Below are 18107 nucleotides of genomic sequence, written 5' to 3'. Positions count from 1 at the left end.
TGTTTCCAGTAATGGTTTCGCTCCGTCCATCATAATAGCTATTTATTTTTAAGATTCACTTTTATCCTGCATCGGAATCACCTCCATGCAAATTTTTATGCATTTACCTTCCACAGGAACTTCTGCTTAGTCATTCTTATTGCTGCAGATCGGCTCCATCCTGTAAGCACCCCAAAAGATGTACGTAAAGCCTCTTGCCTGCATATTTAAGAGAAAGCGGATATGCTCTTTTACCATTGATTTGAATGTAGCCATTTTCAGAAACCGTTATGCGAATATCTGGCATTTCGTCCATTGTTTCACCAAAAGCTATCGTGAGTTCATTGAGTGCACCGCTATCACCAGAACCACCAGCATAATCAGTGACAAAATATGTCTGCTCAAAAGTTTTGGCAATATCTATATATGTCAGGTCATCCTTTTCAAATAGCCAAGACTGGTCAATTTGAGCACCATTAGTGTCTACTGTAAGATGGTATGCTGATACTATCCTGCATTGTTTCAATGGACGTTCTATTATCACAAAGTGAGTGACTTTTATACAAATCAGTATGACCACCAAAATCAAGGTCACAGTCATTGTGATTACTTTTTCTTTTTTTCTCATCATAAATAGACAATACACCTCCAATCTTTTGCTCCTAATAGGAGCTTTTGCTTAGTCAACGTAGCTCGCCTTATGTTTGTGACAGCTTTTTTGAAAAAATCTCTGCTTTTCGTTATGTTTGTACGCTTATACAAAGAAACTCCATGTTATTTGTTGATTCTAACAAATAGCATGGAGTTTCATATTAAAATACGTTTTCAGCAATTTTCATAATCTCATCTCGTGAAATGTTTCCCATAATCGTGTTTGAAACGCCTCCTTGCTCCCAGCTTAAAATATAAACGGTGTCTCCGTTTTCGCTTGCACTCGTTCCCAAAGTTGCATCTGCTTCTCCGACCTTTACGGTTTCGTACACTGTATGCTCATTATCAAATAGGGACTGCTGCCCCGGCTGGATAATTGAACAACGGACAGTGTAGCTTTCCTCTGTTTCTTTTGACGAGTAAACATGTAAAAAGTTTTCTGCTCGTTCAAATTTCTGCGCATCGTCCATTTCAAAGCCGTCCGGCACATAATGATCGCTGTATCCATCCGGTAATCGTTCCAACGGTTCGCCGTCCACTTGATACGTCAGCTGCATCTCAATGGGCAGGAACTTCTGAATCATCGTGTAGACTGCCTTGCGGAAGTCTGCGCTTACTGCAAGTGCGCCGAGAGTTAAAATTACCAGCGTCATGGCTGCAACAAGCACTCGTTTCAGCACAGGGCGGCGTTTATGCAACGCCGCTTGCAGGCGGGCATCCCATCGGGAAGTGTCCGGGTAGCGTTCCTTAAGCTGTGCTGGAGTTGGCAGCTCGTCCAGTTCTTTCTGTGCATCTGCACGGAGCGCCATCATCAAAGCTGCATCAAAAGAGATCTCTGTCCGCTCACTCACGGCTGTTCAGCTCCTTCCACAATAGTTTTCTTCCACGGAAAAGCCGCATCCGAACCACTTCATCCGTCAGTCCAAGCGATTCGGCAATCTCCCGGTTGGTATAGCCCATTGCCAAAAGACGCAGAGGATCACGGTACATCGGTTTCATCTGCCCAATCAGTTCTGTCAGGTGTTGGATGTTATCGGTGCTGACTACTGCATCATCCGGCACCGGGGCGTCATCTTGTGCGTCCGGGACTTCCTCCAGCGGTTCTTCTCGCTGCTTGCGAAGCATATCGCAAGCACGGCTTCTACTACAACTAACGAGATAAGCGGCGAGTTCGTGACAGTTTTCTCGATGAATTTTAGAAAAATTTTTAGCGACGTATAAAAACACCTCTTGCAGCACATCTTCTGCCAGATACGAATCGCCCATAATTTTGTAAGCGGTATGGTAGACCAGCCGTTTGTAGGTATTATATACATCTATAAATTGTTCTTCTTTGCTTTGATTGTCAAGAACAGCTAAGTACAGGGAAAGCAACACAATCACCTCCAACGGATTCGCAACGATTGGATGTAGTGTACCATGAGCCAGCGAAAATGTCGAATGTTTTCCGTTTTGAACGAAGAACAGCCAGCATCATGACCTCACTTACCGTTGAGGCCGTTGCTGGCTGTTCGTTTGGCTTGAGATGTCTCCATCAAAATTGCAGAGCGCAACTGTCTTAAAACTCTACCTTATATAAATAGAAGCGTTTTGAAAAAACGCGCAGCCTGCATCGGAACGGTGCAGAATGAAGGGGATTGGGCACAGCCCAACAAGCATTTTGCAACGCAAAAATGGCGTTTGTATAGACAAAAGCCCTGCTTGCTGGTACAATGTCATCGATGAAATAAAGAAATTGTTTCATCACAGACGGTTATATGGTTGTGCCGATTTCCAAAACATAGTAATATTGAAGTACTAACTGGGGCTGAAAGTGGCAAAACTGCTTGCTTGGTTTCCATTCAGGAATTACTAACAGCGTAGACCGTCCGTTCGCTTCGTATACCGTCAGCGTCACAAATTGACACCAATTTATCATTCTTCGCGAAGTATGTGCTAAAATCTCTTGACAGCATCTCACAAAATATGTTATCTTTTGTAAACATCCTTGAAAAGATATGACCTTTTCTGGGGACCGAACACAAACCGATTTTTCTCTGGAGGAAAGACCCATGAAACAGGAGATCATCCGCAAACTGAGCGCTGCCGTGGCCATGAGCCTCGTTGTTGGCGTCTCTCTGGCCGCCTGCGGCGGCGGCAGCAGCTCCACCGCCGCTGGTGTGACTAAGACCGGCTCTGCCGAAGGCTTTGGCGGTGCTGTCACCGCCACCCTGACCGTGGATGCCAACGGCACCGTTACCGACTGCAAGCTGGAAGGCGCACAGGAGACCGAGAGCATCGGCGGCGCTGCACTGGAAGAGCTGTCCAAGCAGGTCGTGGCCGCCAACGGCCCCGCCATCGACGGCGTTGCCGGTGCCACGGTGACCACCAAGGCCGTCCGGAAGGCCGTTGCCGCCGCACTGGGTGTGGAGCTGGCCGAAGAAGCCCCCGCCGACTCTGCTGCCGCAGCCCCCGCTGAGCCCGCCGCCATCGTCCCGGTGGAAGGCGGCATCCAGATCGGTCAGGCCTATGCTGCCGCCCACGGCACCAAGTGCTTCACCGAAGCGGTGGCTGTGGTGAAGGATGACGTCATCCTCGCCGCCTACCTCGACGATTTTCAGTTCACCAGCACCGATGCAGGCGTGACCGCCGTGCCCAACTCCGACTCCGACTTTGCCGCAGGCTACGCCGAGGGCAAGGTGCTGATGTCCAAGCGGGCCAACGCCGATTATTACAGCAAGATGATGGCTGAAAAGGGCGGCTCCACGGTCGCTCTGGATGCAAACTTCGACGCCATCCAGAACTTTGCCGTCGGCAAGACCATCTCCGAGCTGGAGGATGTAGCCGCCAAGGGTGCCGAGGCTGTGGATGCCGTCTCCGGCGCAACGCTGGTGGATACCGCCGGTTATCTCTCTGCCATCGTGGATGCCGCCAAAAACGCCCAGACCACGCAGGCCGTGGAGTTCAACGGCAGCTCCGAGGACCTGAAGCTGAATGTGGTCTATGGGGCCGCACACGGCACCAAGTGCTTCACCTCCGGCGCTGTCGCCACCGCCGGGGACACCATCGTGCTGAGCTACATTGACGAGTTCCAGTTTGCCGGTTCGGACGCCGGGGTCGTCGGTGTGCCCAACTCCGATTCTGACTTCGGCGCAGGCTACGCCGAGGGCAAGGTGTTGATGTCCAAGCGGGTCAACGCCGATTACTACAGCAAGATGATGGCAGAAAAGGCTGGTTCCACCGTTTCGCTGGATGCCAACTACGACGCCATCCAGAACCACGTGAACGGCATGAGCATTGCCGACGCCGAGGCTCTGAGCAAAGATGAAAAGGCTGTGGACGCCGTTTCCGGTGCCACGCTGGTGGATACTGCCGACTACGTTGGTGTGCTGGTGGATGCCGCAAAGTAAGGCAAGAAAAATAACGTTCCTCTGAACACAGCAGCGCCCGCCGGGAGACCTCCCGGCGGGCGTTGCTTATTTATTATACGCAGTTAGCATAATCTAACCGTCTGGTGGAAGAAAAGGCAGGCCACCTGTATGCAGTCTGCCTTTTGCCTGATGCGAAAGCCCGCAGACGCGCGGGGCTTACAGCACCAGCGAGGGCGCGGTGTAGACCCGTGCCTTCAGCTCGCTGTTTAGCATATACAGCCCCTTGCTGTCACCGCCGAACAGCTCCATCTTGGTAATGAGGTCGGCGGCGTTCTTCTCCTCCTCGCCCTGTTCCTTGATGAACCAGTCCAGCGTCTGCATGGTACGGAAGTCCCTGACCTCGTGTGCGGCGGCGTAGATGGCATCGATGCTGGCGGTGACCAGCTTCTCGTGCTCCAGTGCCTTTTTCAGCGGGGTCATGTGATCGACTCGCTCCCACTCCGGCTTTGCGATAGCCTCAAAGGTGACGCCCTCGCCGTTATTCTGCAAATACTGATAAAACAGCATGGCGTGATCCCGTTCCTCCTGCGCCTGTACCCGGTACCAGTTCTCAAAGCCGTCCAGTCCGACGGCGGCGTAGTAGTTGGCAAAGTCCAGATACAGATAGGCGGAGTAGAACTCCTTATTGATCTGCTCGTTGAGCAGCTTAGATACGTTAGCGTTCATAATACTTCTCCTCCATAAGATTGTCTTTTTCCTGCTCCCGGCAGGGGGGCAGATATACCGTACCCAGAGCGATGCTGGGATGCTCCCTTTTCATCTCCAGGAACACCTGCTCCGCCTTGGGATGCTGCTGCAGCTCCGTTACGGCGGCCAATATCTCCTCTGCGTATTTTGGCATACCGCCAACCCTCTAAATGCAAGAATGAGTCTTATTATTTTGCTTTTATTATACCTATATTTTTTTCTCTGTCAACAACCACAAAGGGCTTGTGCTCCAAAAGCTGCCTCGAAGTACCTTAACAGTTTTAACTGTATCTGTTATATTTCAATATAAACTGCATCAGCAGTAAACACAGTTGCATTGGAGGTTGATTATGCGTCAGATATTGCTTTTCGCGGCACTTGCCGCCGTGCTTGCACTGCTTCTGGTGAGCTGCGGGGGAACCAAGAACAAGCCGGTGCCGACAGAGGAGGACGCTCCCGGCAAGGCGGCGTATCATAAGATCAGCGCCGAGGAAGCCTATGAGATGATGATCTCGCAGGAGATCGTGGTGGTGGATGTCCGCACCCGGGAGGAATACGATGGCGGGCATATTGAAAACGCCGTCCTTGTGCCCAACGAGAGCATCGGGAGCGAAATGCCCGAGACGCTGCCCGATAAGGCGGCGATCTCCTGCTCAATGGCGGTGGTATCTACCTTCATGTGTAGACCTTGGTCTTTTCTGCTGCCATCTCCAGCACCTCCCATTCGTACCGTCTTGTTCGGAATAGACTTTGCAAGCAAAGTCGTGTGCCAAAGGGCGCTGCTCTCGCCTGTCGGCTCGGTCAAGCGCTTCAAAATGCAACGCATTTTGAGGTCGCCACTGGCGACCCGCGCCCCTTTGGATTCTCCGTTCACATTGTCCTACGGACGATGTGATTTTATTGTTGTAGCGATTCGCTTCATCCCGGTTTCGTCCCGGTTTGCAGAATGCCCTTGCAATCCGAAAGGAGCCGTGCTATAATGCCGCTGTAATTGAATCAGAAATCTTCAGGGCAGGGTGTGATTCCCTACCGGTGGTACAGCCCACGAGCCGTAAGGCATGATTCGGTGAAACTCCGAAGCCGACAGTACAGTCTGGATGAAAGAAGATACCAAGCGCAGAGCCCGCACGGTTCTGTGCTTGTGGAGGCTGCTCTGGGATGCGTTTGCATTCTGGAGCTTTCTTTTTTGCACAAGAGTCCCTTGTGTCTTTTCGGCTTGCCCTGAACGTTTTTGTTCAGGGCTTTTTCTTTTGGAGGCGACACGATGAACGACGAAGATTATATGCGTCTGGCTTTGCAGCTTGCAAAAAAGGGTTGCGGATGGACATCTCCCAACCCGATGGTGGGTGCCGTGGTCGTAAAAGAGTGCAGGACCATCGGACAGGGCTGGCACCAGAGATACGGTCAGGCTCATGCGGAGCGCAATGCGCTGGCATCCTGCACCGAAGATCCGCAGGGAGCGACCCTGTATGTGACATTGGAGCCGTGCTGCCATTACGGAAAGCAGCCGCCCTGCGTGGATGCGATTCTGGACGCGGGCATTCACCGGGTGGTCGTGGGTTCTGCTGACCCGAATCCGCTGGTGGCTGGAAAAGGAATTGCGTTCCTGCGTGCACATGGCATAGATGTGATCGAAAATGTTCTGCAAGAGGAATGCGATGCGCTGAACAAGGTGTTCTTCCACTATATCACCACAAAACGCCCCTTCGTTTCCATGAAATACGCCATGACGATGGACGGAAAAATCGCCACATACACAGGCGCTTCCAAATGGATCACCGGGGAAATTGCCCGGAATCATGTTCAACGGCAGCGACACCGATTCCGCGGCATTATGGTGGGAGTCGGAACCATCCTGGCAGATGACCCGCTGCTGACCTGCCGGATAGAGGGTGGCCGTGATCCCGTCCGGATCATCTGTGATACACATTTGCGGACACCGCTGCAATCACAGGTGGTCATGACCGCCAAACAGGTTCCGACCATTCTTGCGACCTGCTGCGGCGACCCGGAGAAGCAGGCGGCATATCAACAGGCCGGGTGCCGGGTCCTTTGTCTGAAAGCGCATTGCGGTCATGTGAATCTTCTGCAACTGATGGAACAGCTGGGGCAGGAGCAGATCGACAGCATTCTGCTGGAAGGCGGCGGAACCTTGAACTGGTCTGCACTGGAAAGCGGCATCGTGCAGCAGGTACAGGCTTACATTGCCCCGAAGCTGTTCGGAGGAAGGGATGCCAAAGCACCCATTGAGGGTGCAGGTGTCCCGCTTCCGGATGCTGCATTCCGCCTGAAGAACAGCCGATTGGAACAGCTTGGCAAAGATTTCCTGATCGAAAGTGAGGTGGAGTACCCGTGTTTACCGGAATCGTGGAAGAAGTCGGAACAATAAAATCCATCAATCGGGGACAGCATTCCGCCGTACTGACTGTTCGTGCAAAAACGGTTCTGGAAGGAACCAGGATCGGCGACAGCATCGCCGTCAACGGCATCTGTCTGACCGTCAGGCAGCTCTTCCCGGATAGCTTTGCTGCGGATGTCATGCACGAGACCTTGAACCGCTCTGCACTTGCACAGCTCACCGTTGGAAGTGCTGTCAATCTGGAACGTGCCATGCCGGCCAACGGACGTTTTGGCGGACACATCGTAGCAGGCCATGTGGATGGCGTCGGACGCATTGCTAATATCCGAAAAGACGATACGGCCATCTGGTACACCATTCATGGGGATCCTGCGATCCTTCGCTATGTCGTTGAAAAAGGCTCTATCACAATAGATGGTATCAGCCTGACCGTGGCTGCGGTGGAACCTACGGGCTTTTCCGTGTCCACGATACCGCACACCGTCCGTCAGACGAACCTGAACCAACGGCACAAAGGGGATTTTGTCAATTTGGAAACCGATGTTGTTGGAAAATATATCGAGAGGCTGCTTCCATCAGAAGCACCGAAGCAAAACACGCTCACAAAAGAAATGCTGCTGCGCTGCGGCTTTTAAGGAGAGTTTACGATGAACTTCAATACCATTCCCGAAGCTTTGCAAGACCTGAAGCGAGGAAAAATCATTCTGGTAACGGATGACCCCGACCGTGAAAACGAGGGGGACTTCATCTGTGCTGCCGAATTTGCCACCACCGAAAACGTCAACTTTATGGCGACCCACGGCAAAGGTCTGATCTGTATGCCGATGTCCGAGGCTTTCGTCCAGAAGCTGCAATTCCCGCAGATGGTGCAGCATAACACCGACAACCATGAAACGGCATTTACGGTGTCCATCGACCACGTTTCTACTTCTACGGGCATTTCTGCCGCAGAGCGTTCCATTACGGCGATGGCTTGTGTGGACGATCACGCAAAAGCAGAAGATTTCCGCAGACCGGGTCATATGTTCCCCCTTCTGGCAAAAAAGAACGGTGTGTTGGAGCGCAACGGTCACACGGAAGCAACCGTTGACCTGTGCCGTCTGGCAGGGCTGAAAGAATGCGGCCTGTGCTGCGAGATCATGCGGGAGGATGGCACGATGATGCGCACCGCTGAACTGGCAAAGCTGGCAGAGCGTTTCCAGATCAAATTCATCACCATCCGTGATTTACAGGAGTACCGCAAGTGTCACGATAAACTGGTCGATCAGGTGACGGCGGTGAACCTGCCCACCAAGTATGGCACCTTCAGAGCTTATGGTTTTGTGAGCCGCCTGAACGGAGAGCATCACATTGCACTGGTAAAAGGTGAGATTGGCGATGGAAAGGATATTCTGTGCCGCGTCCACTCGGAATGCCTGACAGGAGATACATTTGGCTCTTTGCGTTGTGACTGCGGCCAGCAGCTGGCCGCTGCCATGACGCAGATCGAAAAAGAAGGCCGGGGTATCCTGCTCTATATGCGGCAGGAAGGCCGAGGCATCGGTCTGATCAACAAGCTGCGTGCCTATGAACTTCAGGAGCAGGGCATGGATACGCTGGAAGCCAATCTCGCTCTGGGGTTCCATGGAGATGAACGGGAGTATTATCTCGGCGCACAGATCCTCCGGGAACTTGGCGTAAAAAGCCTGCGCCTGCTTACCAATAACCCGGACAAAGTATATCAGCTCTCCGAGTTTGGGCTGGAGATCTCCGAGCGCGTACCCATTCAGATGACGGCGACCCCGTATGACCTGTTTTACCTGAAAACGAAGCAGGCACGGATGGGACATCTTCTGGAATATTAACAACGAAAGAGGTATTTAAAAATGAAAACATTTGAAGGTAAGCTGGTTTCTCAGAACATCAAGGTCGGTATCGTAGCTGCCCGCTTCAACGAATTTATCACGTCCAAACTTCTGAGCGGAGCAATGGATGGTCTGCTCCGGCACGATGTGCAGGACGCTGATATTCATGTTGCATGGGTTCCGGGCGCTTTTGAGATCCCACTGGTTGCCTCTAAAATGGCAAAAAGCGGAAAGTATGATGCTGTGATCTGCCTTGGTGCCGTGATTCGCGGTTCTACCAGCCATTACGACTATGTGTGCAATGAGGTTTCCAAAGGCATTGCCACGGTCTCGCTGGAAAGCGGGGTTCCCGTCCTCTTTGGTGTTCTGACCACCGAAAACATCGAACAGGCCATCGAGCGGGCAGGCACCAAAGCAGGTAATAAAGGCTATGACTGTGCAGTCAGTGCCATCGAGATGGTAAACCTGCTCCGGGAAATGGATACCGCCGCAGAGTAAAATACACGCAGGAGTTTACCATGATCGTTATAAAGACCCGCCAGCCTGACCCGGAATTAGAGCAGAAGATCCGGATGCTTCTGGAACGAGAGCACATCGAGGCAGAGCAAATATCCATTGATTCATGGGAGAAGTTGGTTCTTCCGGGGCTTACACTGGACGGAACGACCCACGAAGTGTCGTGCAACGGCAGAAAAGTCTCCCTTACACGACTGGAGTTCGATTTGCTGCTGATGCTTGCCTCCCACGAAGGACAAATCTTCTCAAAAGAAGAGCTTTTCCGTGCTGTGTGGGGACAAAACTGTGACGACACCTTAAAGGTCGTGGCAAATACCGTTTCCAATCTGCGAAAGAAGCTGGCCGGCTGCGGCAGCTTTATCCGCACTACCCACGGCGGCTATGCTTTTGTAAGCCAAAAGGAGAACGACCCGGCATGACCAGGATCTTATTTATTTGTCTCGGAAATATCTGCCGAAGCCCGATGGCGGAGTATGTGATGAAAGACCTTACGTCCAAGGCAGGACTATCCGAGCAATTTGAAATCGCATCAGCCGCCACCAGTGCATGGGAAATCGGAAATCCGGTCTATCCTCCTGCACGGCAGAAGCTGGCAGAACATGGCATCGACTGCAACGGCAAGACCGCCCGGCAGATGACCCGGCTGGATTATGCACGGTATGATCATCTGATTGGCATGGACGAAAGTAATCTGTGCGACATCCTGCGGCTTGTCGGCGGAGACCCACAGCATAAAGTCTCGCTGCTGATGGCGCATACAGATCATCCCCGTGAAGTGGCAGACCCATGGTTCACGGGAGATTTTGAAGCCACATGGCAGGATATACTGGAAGGATGCACGGCATTGCTTGAGGAACTGCGATCATAACAGATTATCATAAAAACGGACGGATGTCTGCCAGTTGACAGACATCCGTCTCTTTTTTTATTTCAAATCATCTTAAAATACTTCAGTGCCTCCCGGATGGCTTTTTCCTTCTCCGGCGGGCACTTGAGCTGCTTGGGGTTCTCAGCCTTAGGCTTGTTGTAGTTCTGCCGCTCCTTGATGCCGCACTTGCGCTTGACCTGTGCAATATAGAGGTTGCTCACGTTCAGACCGGTGTGCTCCTTGACGTACTCCCGGATCTCTTCATAGGTAGCCTTGTTCTCCACAGCAGTCACGTCCAACTCATCCATCTTCAGGTCTACCGTGATCTTCTGGTAGACATCTAGTTTGGACAAAGCGCATACCGTCTCGGCGGTGTCATCGACTGGCCCTACGAGCTTGTGAAGGAGGGATGATTGTGGACAGTTCTTTTAATCTGGCCGTCCATGCGCTGGTCTGCCTGAGCCACAGTGGACGCTCCCTCAGCAGCGAAGCGCTGGCGGAGAACATCTGCACCAATCCCACCCGCGTCCGCCGGGTGCAGGCGGTGCTGAAAAGGCAGGAATAGTGGAGACCCGGGAGGGCTTGGACGGCGGCTATCCGGGAAACGCTGGCGCAGTGAGGGCGTGGCTATGGAGCAGATCTATGATACGCTTCCATGTAGCACACTTCGTGTCTCCTTAGAAATCGAGGGTAACGGTCAAAGCCATCCGTTTGCACCATGGTCAAAATGCAAAAAGCGCAACCGCAGATATTCTCTGCGGCTGCGCTTCGATCCATCTTCAAAGCTTCGGCATCACTCAACGACATATTGTTGTCTAAATAAATCAGCGACGATGTTTTGCTTTTGAGGCATCGGGCGGCCGGACGAAGCCAGACTTGCCGCCTACTCCGCGCAGAGCTCAGCCACCAGAGCGTCCATCTGCGCTTCGCTGGTTTGGTTCAATGCACCACGCAGAGACACTACCGTTTCGTAAAGGTGGATATCCTTCATCTCCTCCAATTTGGTGCGCATCAGCCGCGCGGCAGCAGGTGCCCAAGAGCCGTTTTCAATAAGGCCAACCCGGCGGTTTCGGAATCCCTTTGTCTGTAAATGATCCAAAAACTCCTTCATGGGCGGAAACAGTCCTCCGTCATAGGTGGCGCAGGCCAACACCAGTTTCCCACAGTAGAATGCGCTGGTCACGGCATAGGAAAGGTCCGTTGCCGTCAGATCGCACATGGTGACTTGCGCACCTTTTCCCTCCAGCTTGCTCTTGAGGGCCTCCGATGCGTATGCGGTATTTCCATGGATGGACGCGTGGACGATCAGGATGCCCTCCGGTTCTTCCGGTTTCCATTGTGACCAGAGATCATAGAGCCGCAGATACTCCCCCAAGTCTTCTGTGAGCATGGGGCCATGGAGCGGGCAGATCGTTTTGATCTCCAGCGCGGAGATTTTTTTCAGCAGCGCCTGCACCTGTGCGCCATACTTTCCGACGATGTTGTAATAATACCGCCGGGCCTGCGGCGCCCAGGGGGCACGGGCAGTCCGTTCCAGTGAACCGAAGCGTCCGAAGGCATCCGCCGAGAACAGGATCTTTTCCTCCTCTTCATACGCTGCCATCACCTCCGGCCAGTGTACCATCGGCGCCAGCAGAAAGCGCAGCCGGTGCAAACCCAAGGAAAGCGTATCTCTTTCGCCAACCTCCAGCATACGGTCTTCCGACAATACACCTGTGCCGAAGAACTGCTTGATCAGGGTAAATGTTTTCGCGTTTCCCACGATCTTCATCTCCGGGTACTTTTGTGCCAGCCGCATGAGGCTGCCGGAATGATCCGGCTCCATGTGTGTGACCACAAGATAGTCGGGGTTGCGCCCCTCCAACACCTGCGCTACATTGGAAAGCCATTCCTCCGCCGCCCGTGCGTCCACGCTGTCCATCACGGCGATTTTCTCGTCCAGAATGACATAGGAGTTGTAGCTCACTCCCATAGGCTGGACGGGGTACTGGTTTTCAAAGAGTGCCAATGTGTTATCATCCACCCCTACATAGCGGATGGCATCTGTTACCGTTTGAATGGTCATAATACAAAACAACTCCTTATCATCTGTTCAAGACCTGCATCTCTGGGTTCTTCTCCCCGAATTTCTCGCGCAGCGCACTGCAGATATCCTCCCGGGACTTGCCCTGCTTCTCACCGTTTTTAATGAGCTTGTACGCCTGAAACAGCGCCGAGGGGCCGATCTCGCTGCTGAAAAAGCCGATGCCCTGATTCCATGCCAGCAGCTCGAACACGTCGTCCAACGCGGCGCTCTCCACACCGTGGATATATGCCTTTACCAGCTCCCGCGCCGCCTGCCTCATCCGGCCCGCACCGACAGCGTTGGTCAGGGACAGCAGCAGCCGCGTTTCGTAGGGCAGTACGCGCTTCTCGCTCTGCCATGTGGTCTCCCAAAAATCCACGGCGATCTGCCCCAGCTTTTCATCGATCATGGGATAGTTCAAAAGAGCCAGCGGCTTGAAGGGAGCGGAGCTGTCGCCTTCCTTCTTCTCCACACGGCAGAACCAGACATGGAACTCCGCCTCACTCCGCCGCTCGGTGTGGTGCTCGTAGCCCAAGCCCTCCATGACAGCGTACAGTGGATGCGGCTCAAAGGTCTGGACGATGTGTAATCCTTCGCCCACCTCCAACGCCTCGGCTCTTTTCTTCAGCCCTTCAAAGAAGCTGCCCTGTATATGGCGCACATCCACGGTCTGAAACCCCTGCGCCTTATTCTTCCAGTTTTCGTAGCTCATGCGGTTATTCTCCTTTCTTCACTCGATAAAACCAGATGTGATATTCGCTGCCGCTCACCTTCTCCGTGTGATGCTCAAAGCCCATAAGGGCCAGCACCGGGTACAGGGGGACAGGTTCGAAGGTCTGGATGATATGCAGTCCTTCGCCGTTTTTCAGCGCGGCAGCCTTTGCCTTCAATGCGGGGAAGAAGTCCATCTTTTTGCCCCGCACGTCCATCATTTCAAATGTGCCGATTTTGTCCTTCCAGTTTTCATAACTCATAGTCTTTGCCTCTCTTGCAGAAAGCTCACGCCTCTTCGAAGGAATCCTTACCCACGCCGTCCAGCTTAGGACAGCCCACCAGGGTGATGTGTCACTTGATGAACCGCTCGTGGAAAGCGGCGTAGGCGTAGGCGGTGCAGTCGGCGGCAATCAGGAGCCGTGCGCCGTCAAAATACGGGGCGTTTATCCTGATCGATTTCAATGATCCGTCGTTTCATGTTCGATCCTCCTGTTGCTTTTGTGCGTTCATTGTACTATACTAAGAGCAACAAGTCAGTTGAATTTTCAACGAAAGAGAACTTTTTATGAAAGAATTTTTTCCGGTACTTCATACGGCGGCGCTTTTCTCCGGCATTTCCGACGATGAGCTTGCCGTCATGCTCTCCTACCTTGGGGCGAGGATCGACACCTTCCCCAAAGGCTCACGCCTGCTCCGCGCCGGGGAGCAGGTGGAGGAGGTGGGTCTCGTGCTGGCGGGCAGCACCCTCATCGTGCAGGAGGATATCTGGGGAAACCGCAACATCCTCTCCAAGACCGGGCCGGGGCAGACCTTCGCGGAGGTATTCGCCTGCGCGCCGGGAGCGGTGTTGAACGTGAGCGTAGAGGCGGAGAGCGCGGTGACGGTGATGTTTCTGCATATAAGGCGCGTTTTGAGCGTGTGCCCCTCCGCCTGCTCCCACCACAGCCGGATCATCCGCAACCTGCTGGACGAACTGGCAGAGAAGAACCTGCGGCTCAATGAAAAGCTCACCCACATGGCCCAGCGCACGACGCGTGCAAAGCTGATGTCCTATTTTTCCGCCGAGGCACAGCGGCGCAGCGTCTATGAGTTCGACATTCCGTTTTCAAGGCAGCAGCTTGCGGATTACCTCGGTGTGGATCGCAGCGGGCTGTCTGTAGAGCTTGGAAAAATGCGGGATGAGGGCCTGCTCGACTTTCACAAAAACCATTTCCTTCTCAAAACGCCGGAGACTGACCGTCCCTTTCCTTCTGCGCGTTAAGGAGCCCTCTTTGGGCGTATTGGCAAGTGCGGATAACCCCGTCAGCCACGGAGCGTCGGGGTTTTGCAGATGGAAGAAGCTGCTATACTACGCAAAAAAAAAACACAGCCGCAGAGTACATCTGTGGCTGTGTTTTGTGTTCAGTTGCTTACTGTTGCGTGGACTGGATATGGAGAGACAACATATCTCCCGATCTTACATGGGTTTCTTATCTGCCATCACTCTGGCAGTTTGCCTTGCAGATATGTCGGCATCCCCACTGCGGTCGTATCCGGCCTGACCTTAAACATGGCTTTTTCAATCTACCTCCCTTATCGGTTTTCCGCGATATATTTCTCCGCCATGTGAACTGCCACCGCGCCGTCCGCCACGGCGGTGACCACCTGACGGAGGGGCTTCGTCCGCACGTCGCCCACGGCGTAAACGCCGGGAATACTGGTTTCCGTGGTCTCTCCGGCCACGATATAGCCGCCGCCGTCCAGCTCCAGTTGACCCACCGCCAGCGCCGTGGCGGGCTGTCGGCCCACGCTGACAAATACGCCGTCGCAGTCCACCACGCTTTCCTCACCGGTGACGGTGTCCCGCAGGCGGACGCCGGTCAGCCTGTCCCCAGAAAGCAGTGCGGAAACGACGCTGTTCCAACGGAATTCCACGTTTTCGGCCTGTGTCAGCGGCTCGTGATAGATCTTGGTGGCCCGCAGGGTGTCTCTGCGGTGGACGAGGATCACTTTTTTCGCCACGCGGCTGAGAAGGAGGGCATCTGCCGCGGCGGAATTGCCGCCGCCCACCACGACCACCGTTTTGCCCTTGTAAAACATCCCGTCGCAGGCGGCGCAGTAGGCCACGCCTCGGCCCACCAGTTCCGACTCTCTGGCCACGCCCAGCGTTCTGGGGTTCGCACCGGTGGCCAGCACCACGGTTTTCCCCAGGAAGATCCCCTCGCTGGTCTCCACGAGCTTGGGAACCGCCGTCAGATCCATGCGGAGGACTTCTGCGTATTCGCTGCGTGCCCCGAAGCGCTCCGCCTGCTTTTGCATCTTCTCCGCCAGAGAGAAGCCGTCGATCCCGTCCTCAAAGCCGGGATAGTTGTCGATCTGCTCGGTCAGGGCCATCTGCCCACCGGCGGACAGTTTTTCCAGCACGATGGTGTCCAGCCCCGCCCGTGCCGCGTACAGGGCGGCGGTGTAGCCGCCCGGTCCGCCGCCCACCACGAGCATATCATAAACATGATTGCTGTTCATATCTGAACCCTCCGTTATTTCGCCAAGGCTTCCTGAATGAAACGGTCGATCTCTGCCTTTGAGCCGGGCGCGATGATGGAATCCACGGCCTTTCCGTTCCGGTACAGCACCAGAGTTGGGATGTCCTCGATCCCCTCGGCCCCCGCCAGCTGCGGCTCCTCGTCAATATTGATCTTGCCGACAGCAAGGCTGTCCGCGTATTCCTCTCCAATCTTCTCATACGCAGGGCCGATCCTCCGGCAATAGCTGCACCAGGGCGCCCAGAAATCCACCAAAACAGGCTTTTCCTCCCGGATCAACTGCTTAAACTGCTCCTGATTCATATTCATAGCTGCCATATCTGTCAGCTCCTTTCCTTTGTTTGGGTATTCTCAAGACTCCGGTCTCGCCCCACACCACATTGTGACCTCAACCTGAGATGACGGTAGCCATATAAAATATACCTCCTATTTTCCTTACTCAGACTCTGACGGATAGGTTCTTCTTTTCTAACGAAACATACGCTCAACCGCGGATCGACGGTCGCGCATTTTACCGTTGCCTTGCTTCCCCCAGAGTCGTTACATGTGGTACACCGCAGCGGAGCGAAGTCCTTCCGGCAGGCCGTCGGGAGCAGCAGGTGAAAGTTCCCAGCGTACCTGCCCCACCCACTGGGAGGCGACGGCGGAGAAGTGGAGCATGACAATACCGAGATCCAATGCGGCATCCAAATTATCGGTGTAGGCATCCTCCTGCTGCACCAAATAGATGCTGTGATCCTGCACAAGGAAGCCATAGGGCTGACGGTTGAGATAGCTGGGGGAGAGCGAAGCGGCGTAGAAGGACTGCCAGAGCATATCGTCGTAGAAGTCCATCATCTCGTCAAGCCCAGACTTGTTGCTCCAGCTCCCCATGTGAACCAAATCGTGCACGCCCTTTTTGGGCGCGTAGTACTGCTGCTCGGCCCGCACATCGATCTGAGACATACTTAGGATATTCAGCCGCAGCTTTTTTGCGGTCTTTTCCCCGTAGCCAAATGCAACGATTGCCGCCACCTCTAACGGGGTGGCGAGAGACAGTGCCTTTTTGATTTTGTCGCTGTCGGTGAAGGTCATCCAGCAGGTGTCAATGTCCAACTCAGTCAGCTTGAGGACGAGATCTTCCATCATGTAGCCGGCGTTGATGGCCGCATAGGAATGCGGGGCAGACATAAGGAGCAGGTAGTGCGGTGCTCCGATGAGAAATTGATTATAGCCCGCTGAGCTCTCCAGCGCCGGCTGTGCATCCTTGTCCAAGACGATCAACTCCGTTGCAATCTCCGGGACAAGACGGGGGCAGGTCTTTTCATAGTAGGATCGGAGCTGGCCGATAGCCTCGCTCGGAACTTCCTTTTCGCGGAATGCGTGAACGGATCTGCGATATTGGATCATAGCGCTGTAATTCATAGTAGTATCTCCTATTCTGATGTCTTTGGTTTTCTTATAAATCGTCTATCAGTGCGGTGCTCTTGGCGTAGGCGGTACTGCGTGCCTCAAAGAAATCGGTCTTGACCATGTTGGCGTCGGCGTACTGGCTGACCCATTCCATGCTCTCCGGTTCGCTCTCAAAGCCTGGATACAATGCGGGATAGCCAAGGCTCGTCCAGCGGAGGTTGCCGAGATAGCGGATGTAATCGCTGATCATCTGCCGGTTCAGCCCCGGGATGTCGTCGCCGATCACATAATGCCCCCATGCGATCTCCTGTTCCACGCCCTCACGCATCATCTCGCGCAGCGCTTGTACGCTCTCGGCGGTGAACAACTCCGGCTGCTCCTTTTGCAGCTCCGTGATGATATTGCGGAACAGCCACAAGTGCGTGTTCTCATCGCGGTTTATGTAGCGAATCTCCTGCGCCGAGCCGGGCATCTTCCCGTTTCGGGAGAGATTGTAGAAGAACATAAAGCCGCTGTAAAAATAGATGCCCTCCAAAATATAGTTTGCCATCATCACGCGCAGCAGCGTGGGAGCGTCCTTCCGCTCCTGAAACGCGTTGTAGCAGTCCCCAATGAAGGTGTTGCGGCGCAGCAGATGCTCGTCCGTTTTCCATTGGTAGAGGATGTCATTGCGCTCCACGGGGGAACAGATGGTGTCGAGCATATAGCTGTAGCTCTGTGAGTGGACACACTCCTGAAACGCCTGAATGGACAGGCAGAGATTGACCTCGTTGGCGGTAATGTAGGCGCCGATATTAGGCAGGTTCGCTGTCTGAATGGAATCCAAAAAGACAAGAAAACTCAGAATTTTATCGTAGGCGCTGCGCTCGGCTGACAGCAGGCGGGGATAGTCCTTCACATCCTGCGAGAGATTGATCTCCTCAGGAATCCAAAAGTTGTTCATGGCCTGCCGGTACCAGTCGCTGACCCAAGCGTACTTCATATTGTTGAAGTCATTGAGGTTGGTGGTATTGCCGCCGATCATGCGCCGCAGGCGCACATCAGGGTCGCCCTCCGGGTTAAAGAGGGGCTTTTTCTTCAGTTCCGTCATGCTATCCTCC

Annotated in this window: 23 protein-coding genes, 1 pseudogene and 1 riboswitch; of the genes and pseudogenes, 10 read left to right on the top strand and 14 right to left on the bottom strand. The window is 53.7% G+C overall.

Translation table 11 applies throughout. The features are described 5' to 3' along the window. Positions 1–136 precede the first annotated feature (136 nt). The 3 genes from D3F01_RS13905 to D3F01_RS13895 form a co-directional block, all read right to left on the bottom strand. The gene (locus D3F01_RS13905; protein WP_242889313.1) at positions 137–610 is read right to left on the bottom strand and encodes a hypothetical protein; all 474 of its coding nucleotides are present in this window, start codon (positions 608–610) and stop codon (positions 137–139) included. A 181-nt stretch (positions 611–791) separates the two neighbouring features. Then, positions 792–1481, bottom strand: a complete 690-nt coding sequence (locus tag D3F01_RS13900; RefSeq protein ID WP_097778725.1) for a DUF4367 domain-containing protein — start codon at positions 1479–1481, stop codon at positions 792–794. Beyond that, positions 1474–2007 (bottom strand): sigma-70 family RNA polymerase sigma factor, encoded by a 534-nt coding sequence (locus D3F01_RS13895; protein WP_242889312.1) that lies wholly within the window; start codon positions 2005–2007, stop codon positions 1474–1476. Before D3F01_RS13895 ends, D3F01_RS13900 begins: the two co-directional genes overlap by 8 nt. Before the next feature lie 674 nt (positions 2008–2681). On the opposite strand from D3F01_RS13895, the gene D3F01_RS13890 reads away from it, so the two are divergent. Then, positions 2682–4019 (top strand): FMN-binding protein, encoded by a 1338-nt coding sequence (locus D3F01_RS13890; protein WP_242889311.1) that lies wholly within the window; start codon positions 2682–2684, stop codon positions 4017–4019. A 177-nt stretch (positions 4020–4196) separates the two neighbouring features. Here the strand turns inward: D3F01_RS13890 and D3F01_RS13885 are convergent, their stop codons facing one another. Together D3F01_RS13885 and D3F01_RS13880 are read right to left on the bottom strand one after the other, a co-directional pair. Beyond that, positions 4197–4709: a ferritin gene (locus tag D3F01_RS13885; protein WP_097771446.1), complete on the bottom strand. Its 513-nt coding sequence runs from the start codon at positions 4707–4709 to the stop codon at positions 4197–4199. Beyond that, the gene (locus D3F01_RS13880; RefSeq protein WP_223384177.1) at positions 4696–4881 is read right to left on the bottom strand and encodes a hypothetical protein; all 186 of its coding nucleotides are present in this window, start codon (positions 4879–4881) and stop codon (positions 4696–4698) included. Before D3F01_RS13880 ends, D3F01_RS13885 begins: the two co-directional genes overlap by 14 nt. Before the next feature lie 196 nt (positions 4882–5077). On the opposite strand from D3F01_RS13880, the gene D3F01_RS13875 reads away from it, so the two are divergent. The 7 genes from D3F01_RS13875 to D3F01_RS13845 all read left to right on the top strand — a co-directional run bounded on the left by D3F01_RS13875 (position 5078) and on the right by D3F01_RS13845 (position 10314). Then, positions 5078–5707: a rhodanese-like domain-containing protein gene (locus D3F01_RS13875; protein ID WP_242889310.1), complete on the top strand. Its 630-nt coding sequence runs from the start codon at positions 5078–5080 to the stop codon at positions 5705–5707. A gap of 18 nt (positions 5708–5725) precedes the next feature. Further along, positions 5726–5840, top strand: a riboswitch (FMN riboswitch). A 151-nt stretch (positions 5841–5991) separates the two neighbouring features. Then, positions 5992–7116, top strand: coding sequence for a bifunctional diaminohydroxyphosphoribosylaminopyrimidine deaminase/5-amino-6-(5-phosphoribosylamino)uracil reductase RibD (ribD, locus tag D3F01_RS13870; protein ID WP_242889309.1), 1125 nt, complete (start codon positions 5992–5994; stop codon positions 7114–7116). After that, complete coding sequence (locus tag D3F01_RS13865) at positions 7080–7721, top strand: riboflavin synthase (RefSeq protein WP_242889308.1); 642 nt, start codon at positions 7080–7082, stop codon at positions 7719–7721. The genes ribD and D3F01_RS13865 overlap by 37 nt, the downstream gene beginning before the upstream one ends. Before the next feature lie 12 nt (positions 7722–7733). After that, a complete protein-coding gene (locus tag D3F01_RS13860; RefSeq protein ID WP_242889307.1) occupies positions 7734–8930 on the top strand; it encodes a bifunctional 3,4-dihydroxy-2-butanone-4-phosphate synthase/GTP cyclohydrolase II in 1197 nt (398 codons plus the stop codon). 21 nt (positions 8931–8951) lie between these two features. Beyond that, a complete protein-coding gene (ribE, locus tag D3F01_RS13855) occupies positions 8952–9428 on the top strand; it encodes a 6,7-dimethyl-8-ribityllumazine synthase (RefSeq protein WP_097781396.1) in 477 nt (158 codons plus the stop codon). Between the two features lie 20 nt (positions 9429–9448). Further along, on the top strand, positions 9449–9865 hold the full coding sequence (locus tag D3F01_RS13850; protein WP_242889301.1) for a response regulator transcription factor: 417 nt from the start codon (positions 9449–9451) through the stop codon (positions 9863–9865). After that, complete coding sequence (locus D3F01_RS13845) at positions 9862–10314, top strand: low molecular weight protein-tyrosine-phosphatase (protein WP_005944118.1); 453 nt, start codon at positions 9862–9864, stop codon at positions 10312–10314. Before D3F01_RS13850 ends, D3F01_RS13845 begins: the two co-directional genes overlap by 4 nt. 62 nt (positions 10315–10376) lie before the next feature. Here D3F01_RS13845 and D3F01_RS13840 read toward each other — a convergent pair whose 3' ends face one another. Beyond that, positions 10377–10667, bottom strand: a complete 291-nt coding sequence (locus D3F01_RS13840) for a 23S rRNA methyltransferase (protein ID WP_242889299.1) — start codon at positions 10665–10667, stop codon at positions 10377–10379. A gap of 62 nt (positions 10668–10729) precedes the next feature. Between D3F01_RS13840 and D3F01_RS13835 the strand changes: the two genes are divergently transcribed. Beyond that, positions 10730–10879: a hypothetical protein gene (locus D3F01_RS13835; protein WP_341354749.1), complete on the top strand. Its 150-nt coding sequence runs from the start codon at positions 10730–10732 to the stop codon at positions 10877–10879. Positions 10880–11197: 318 nt separating this feature from the next. On the opposite strand, the gene D3F01_RS13830 is transcribed toward D3F01_RS13835, so the two are convergent. The 4 genes and pseudogenes from D3F01_RS13830 to D3F01_RS13815 all read right to left on the bottom strand — a co-directional run. Continuing rightward, positions 11198–12379, bottom strand: coding sequence for an MBL fold metallo-hydrolase (locus D3F01_RS13830; RefSeq protein ID WP_242889297.1), 1182 nt, complete (start codon positions 12377–12379; stop codon positions 11198–11200). A 19-nt stretch (positions 12380–12398) separates the two neighbouring features. Then, positions 12399–13091, bottom strand: coding sequence for a DUF2249 domain-containing protein (locus tag D3F01_RS13825; RefSeq protein WP_242889295.1), 693 nt, complete (start codon positions 13089–13091; stop codon positions 12399–12401). A 4-nt stretch (positions 13092–13095) separates the two neighbouring features. Further along, the gene (locus D3F01_RS13820; RefSeq protein ID WP_242889293.1) at positions 13096–13353 is read right to left on the bottom strand and encodes a DUF2249 domain-containing protein; all 258 of its coding nucleotides are present in this window, start codon (positions 13351–13353) and stop codon (positions 13096–13098) included. Positions 13354–13447: 94 nt separating this feature from the next. Further along, positions 13448–13555: pseudogene (locus tag D3F01_RS13815) on the bottom strand (ferredoxin); the annotation flags it as partial. A 103-nt stretch (positions 13556–13658) separates the two neighbouring features. On the opposite strand from D3F01_RS13815, the gene D3F01_RS13810 reads away from it, so the two are divergent. Further along, positions 13659–14354: a Crp/Fnr family transcriptional regulator gene (locus D3F01_RS13810; protein ID WP_242889292.1), complete on the top strand. Its 696-nt coding sequence runs from the start codon at positions 13659–13661 to the stop codon at positions 14352–14354. Between the two features lie 311 nt (positions 14355–14665). On the opposite strand, the gene trxB is transcribed toward D3F01_RS13810, so the two are convergent. The 4 genes from trxB to D3F01_RS13790 all read right to left on the bottom strand — a co-directional run bounded on the left by trxB (position 14666) and on the right by D3F01_RS13790 (position 18097). Then, positions 14666–15595, bottom strand: coding sequence for a thioredoxin-disulfide reductase (gene trxB, locus D3F01_RS13805; RefSeq protein WP_242889291.1), 930 nt, complete (start codon positions 15593–15595; stop codon positions 14666–14668). 14 nt (positions 15596–15609) lie between these two features. Next, a complete protein-coding gene (gene trxA / locus D3F01_RS13800) occupies positions 15610–15933 on the bottom strand; it encodes a thioredoxin (protein WP_112146291.1) in 324 nt (107 codons plus the stop codon). Between the two features lie 222 nt (positions 15934–16155). Further along, positions 16156–17019 (bottom strand): nitroreductase family protein, encoded by an 864-nt coding sequence (locus D3F01_RS13795; RefSeq protein WP_242889290.1) that lies wholly within the window; start codon positions 17017–17019, stop codon positions 16156–16158. Positions 17020–17053: 34 nt separating this feature from the next. Then, complete coding sequence (locus D3F01_RS13790) at positions 17054–18097, bottom strand: ribonucleotide-diphosphate reductase subunit beta (RefSeq protein ID WP_117530191.1); 1044 nt, start codon at positions 18095–18097, stop codon at positions 17054–17056. Positions 18098–18107: the final 10 nt, after the last annotated feature.

The organism is Faecalibacterium sp. BCRC 81149 (assembly GCF_022750605.1).
In the GTDB taxonomy this organism is placed as follows: domain Bacteria; phylum Bacillota; class Clostridia; order Oscillospirales; family Ruminococcaceae; genus Faecalibacterium; species Faecalibacterium duncaniae.
Note: the sequence above shows the minus strand (reverse complement) of the source record. Positions and strands in the feature narration are given on the sequence as shown.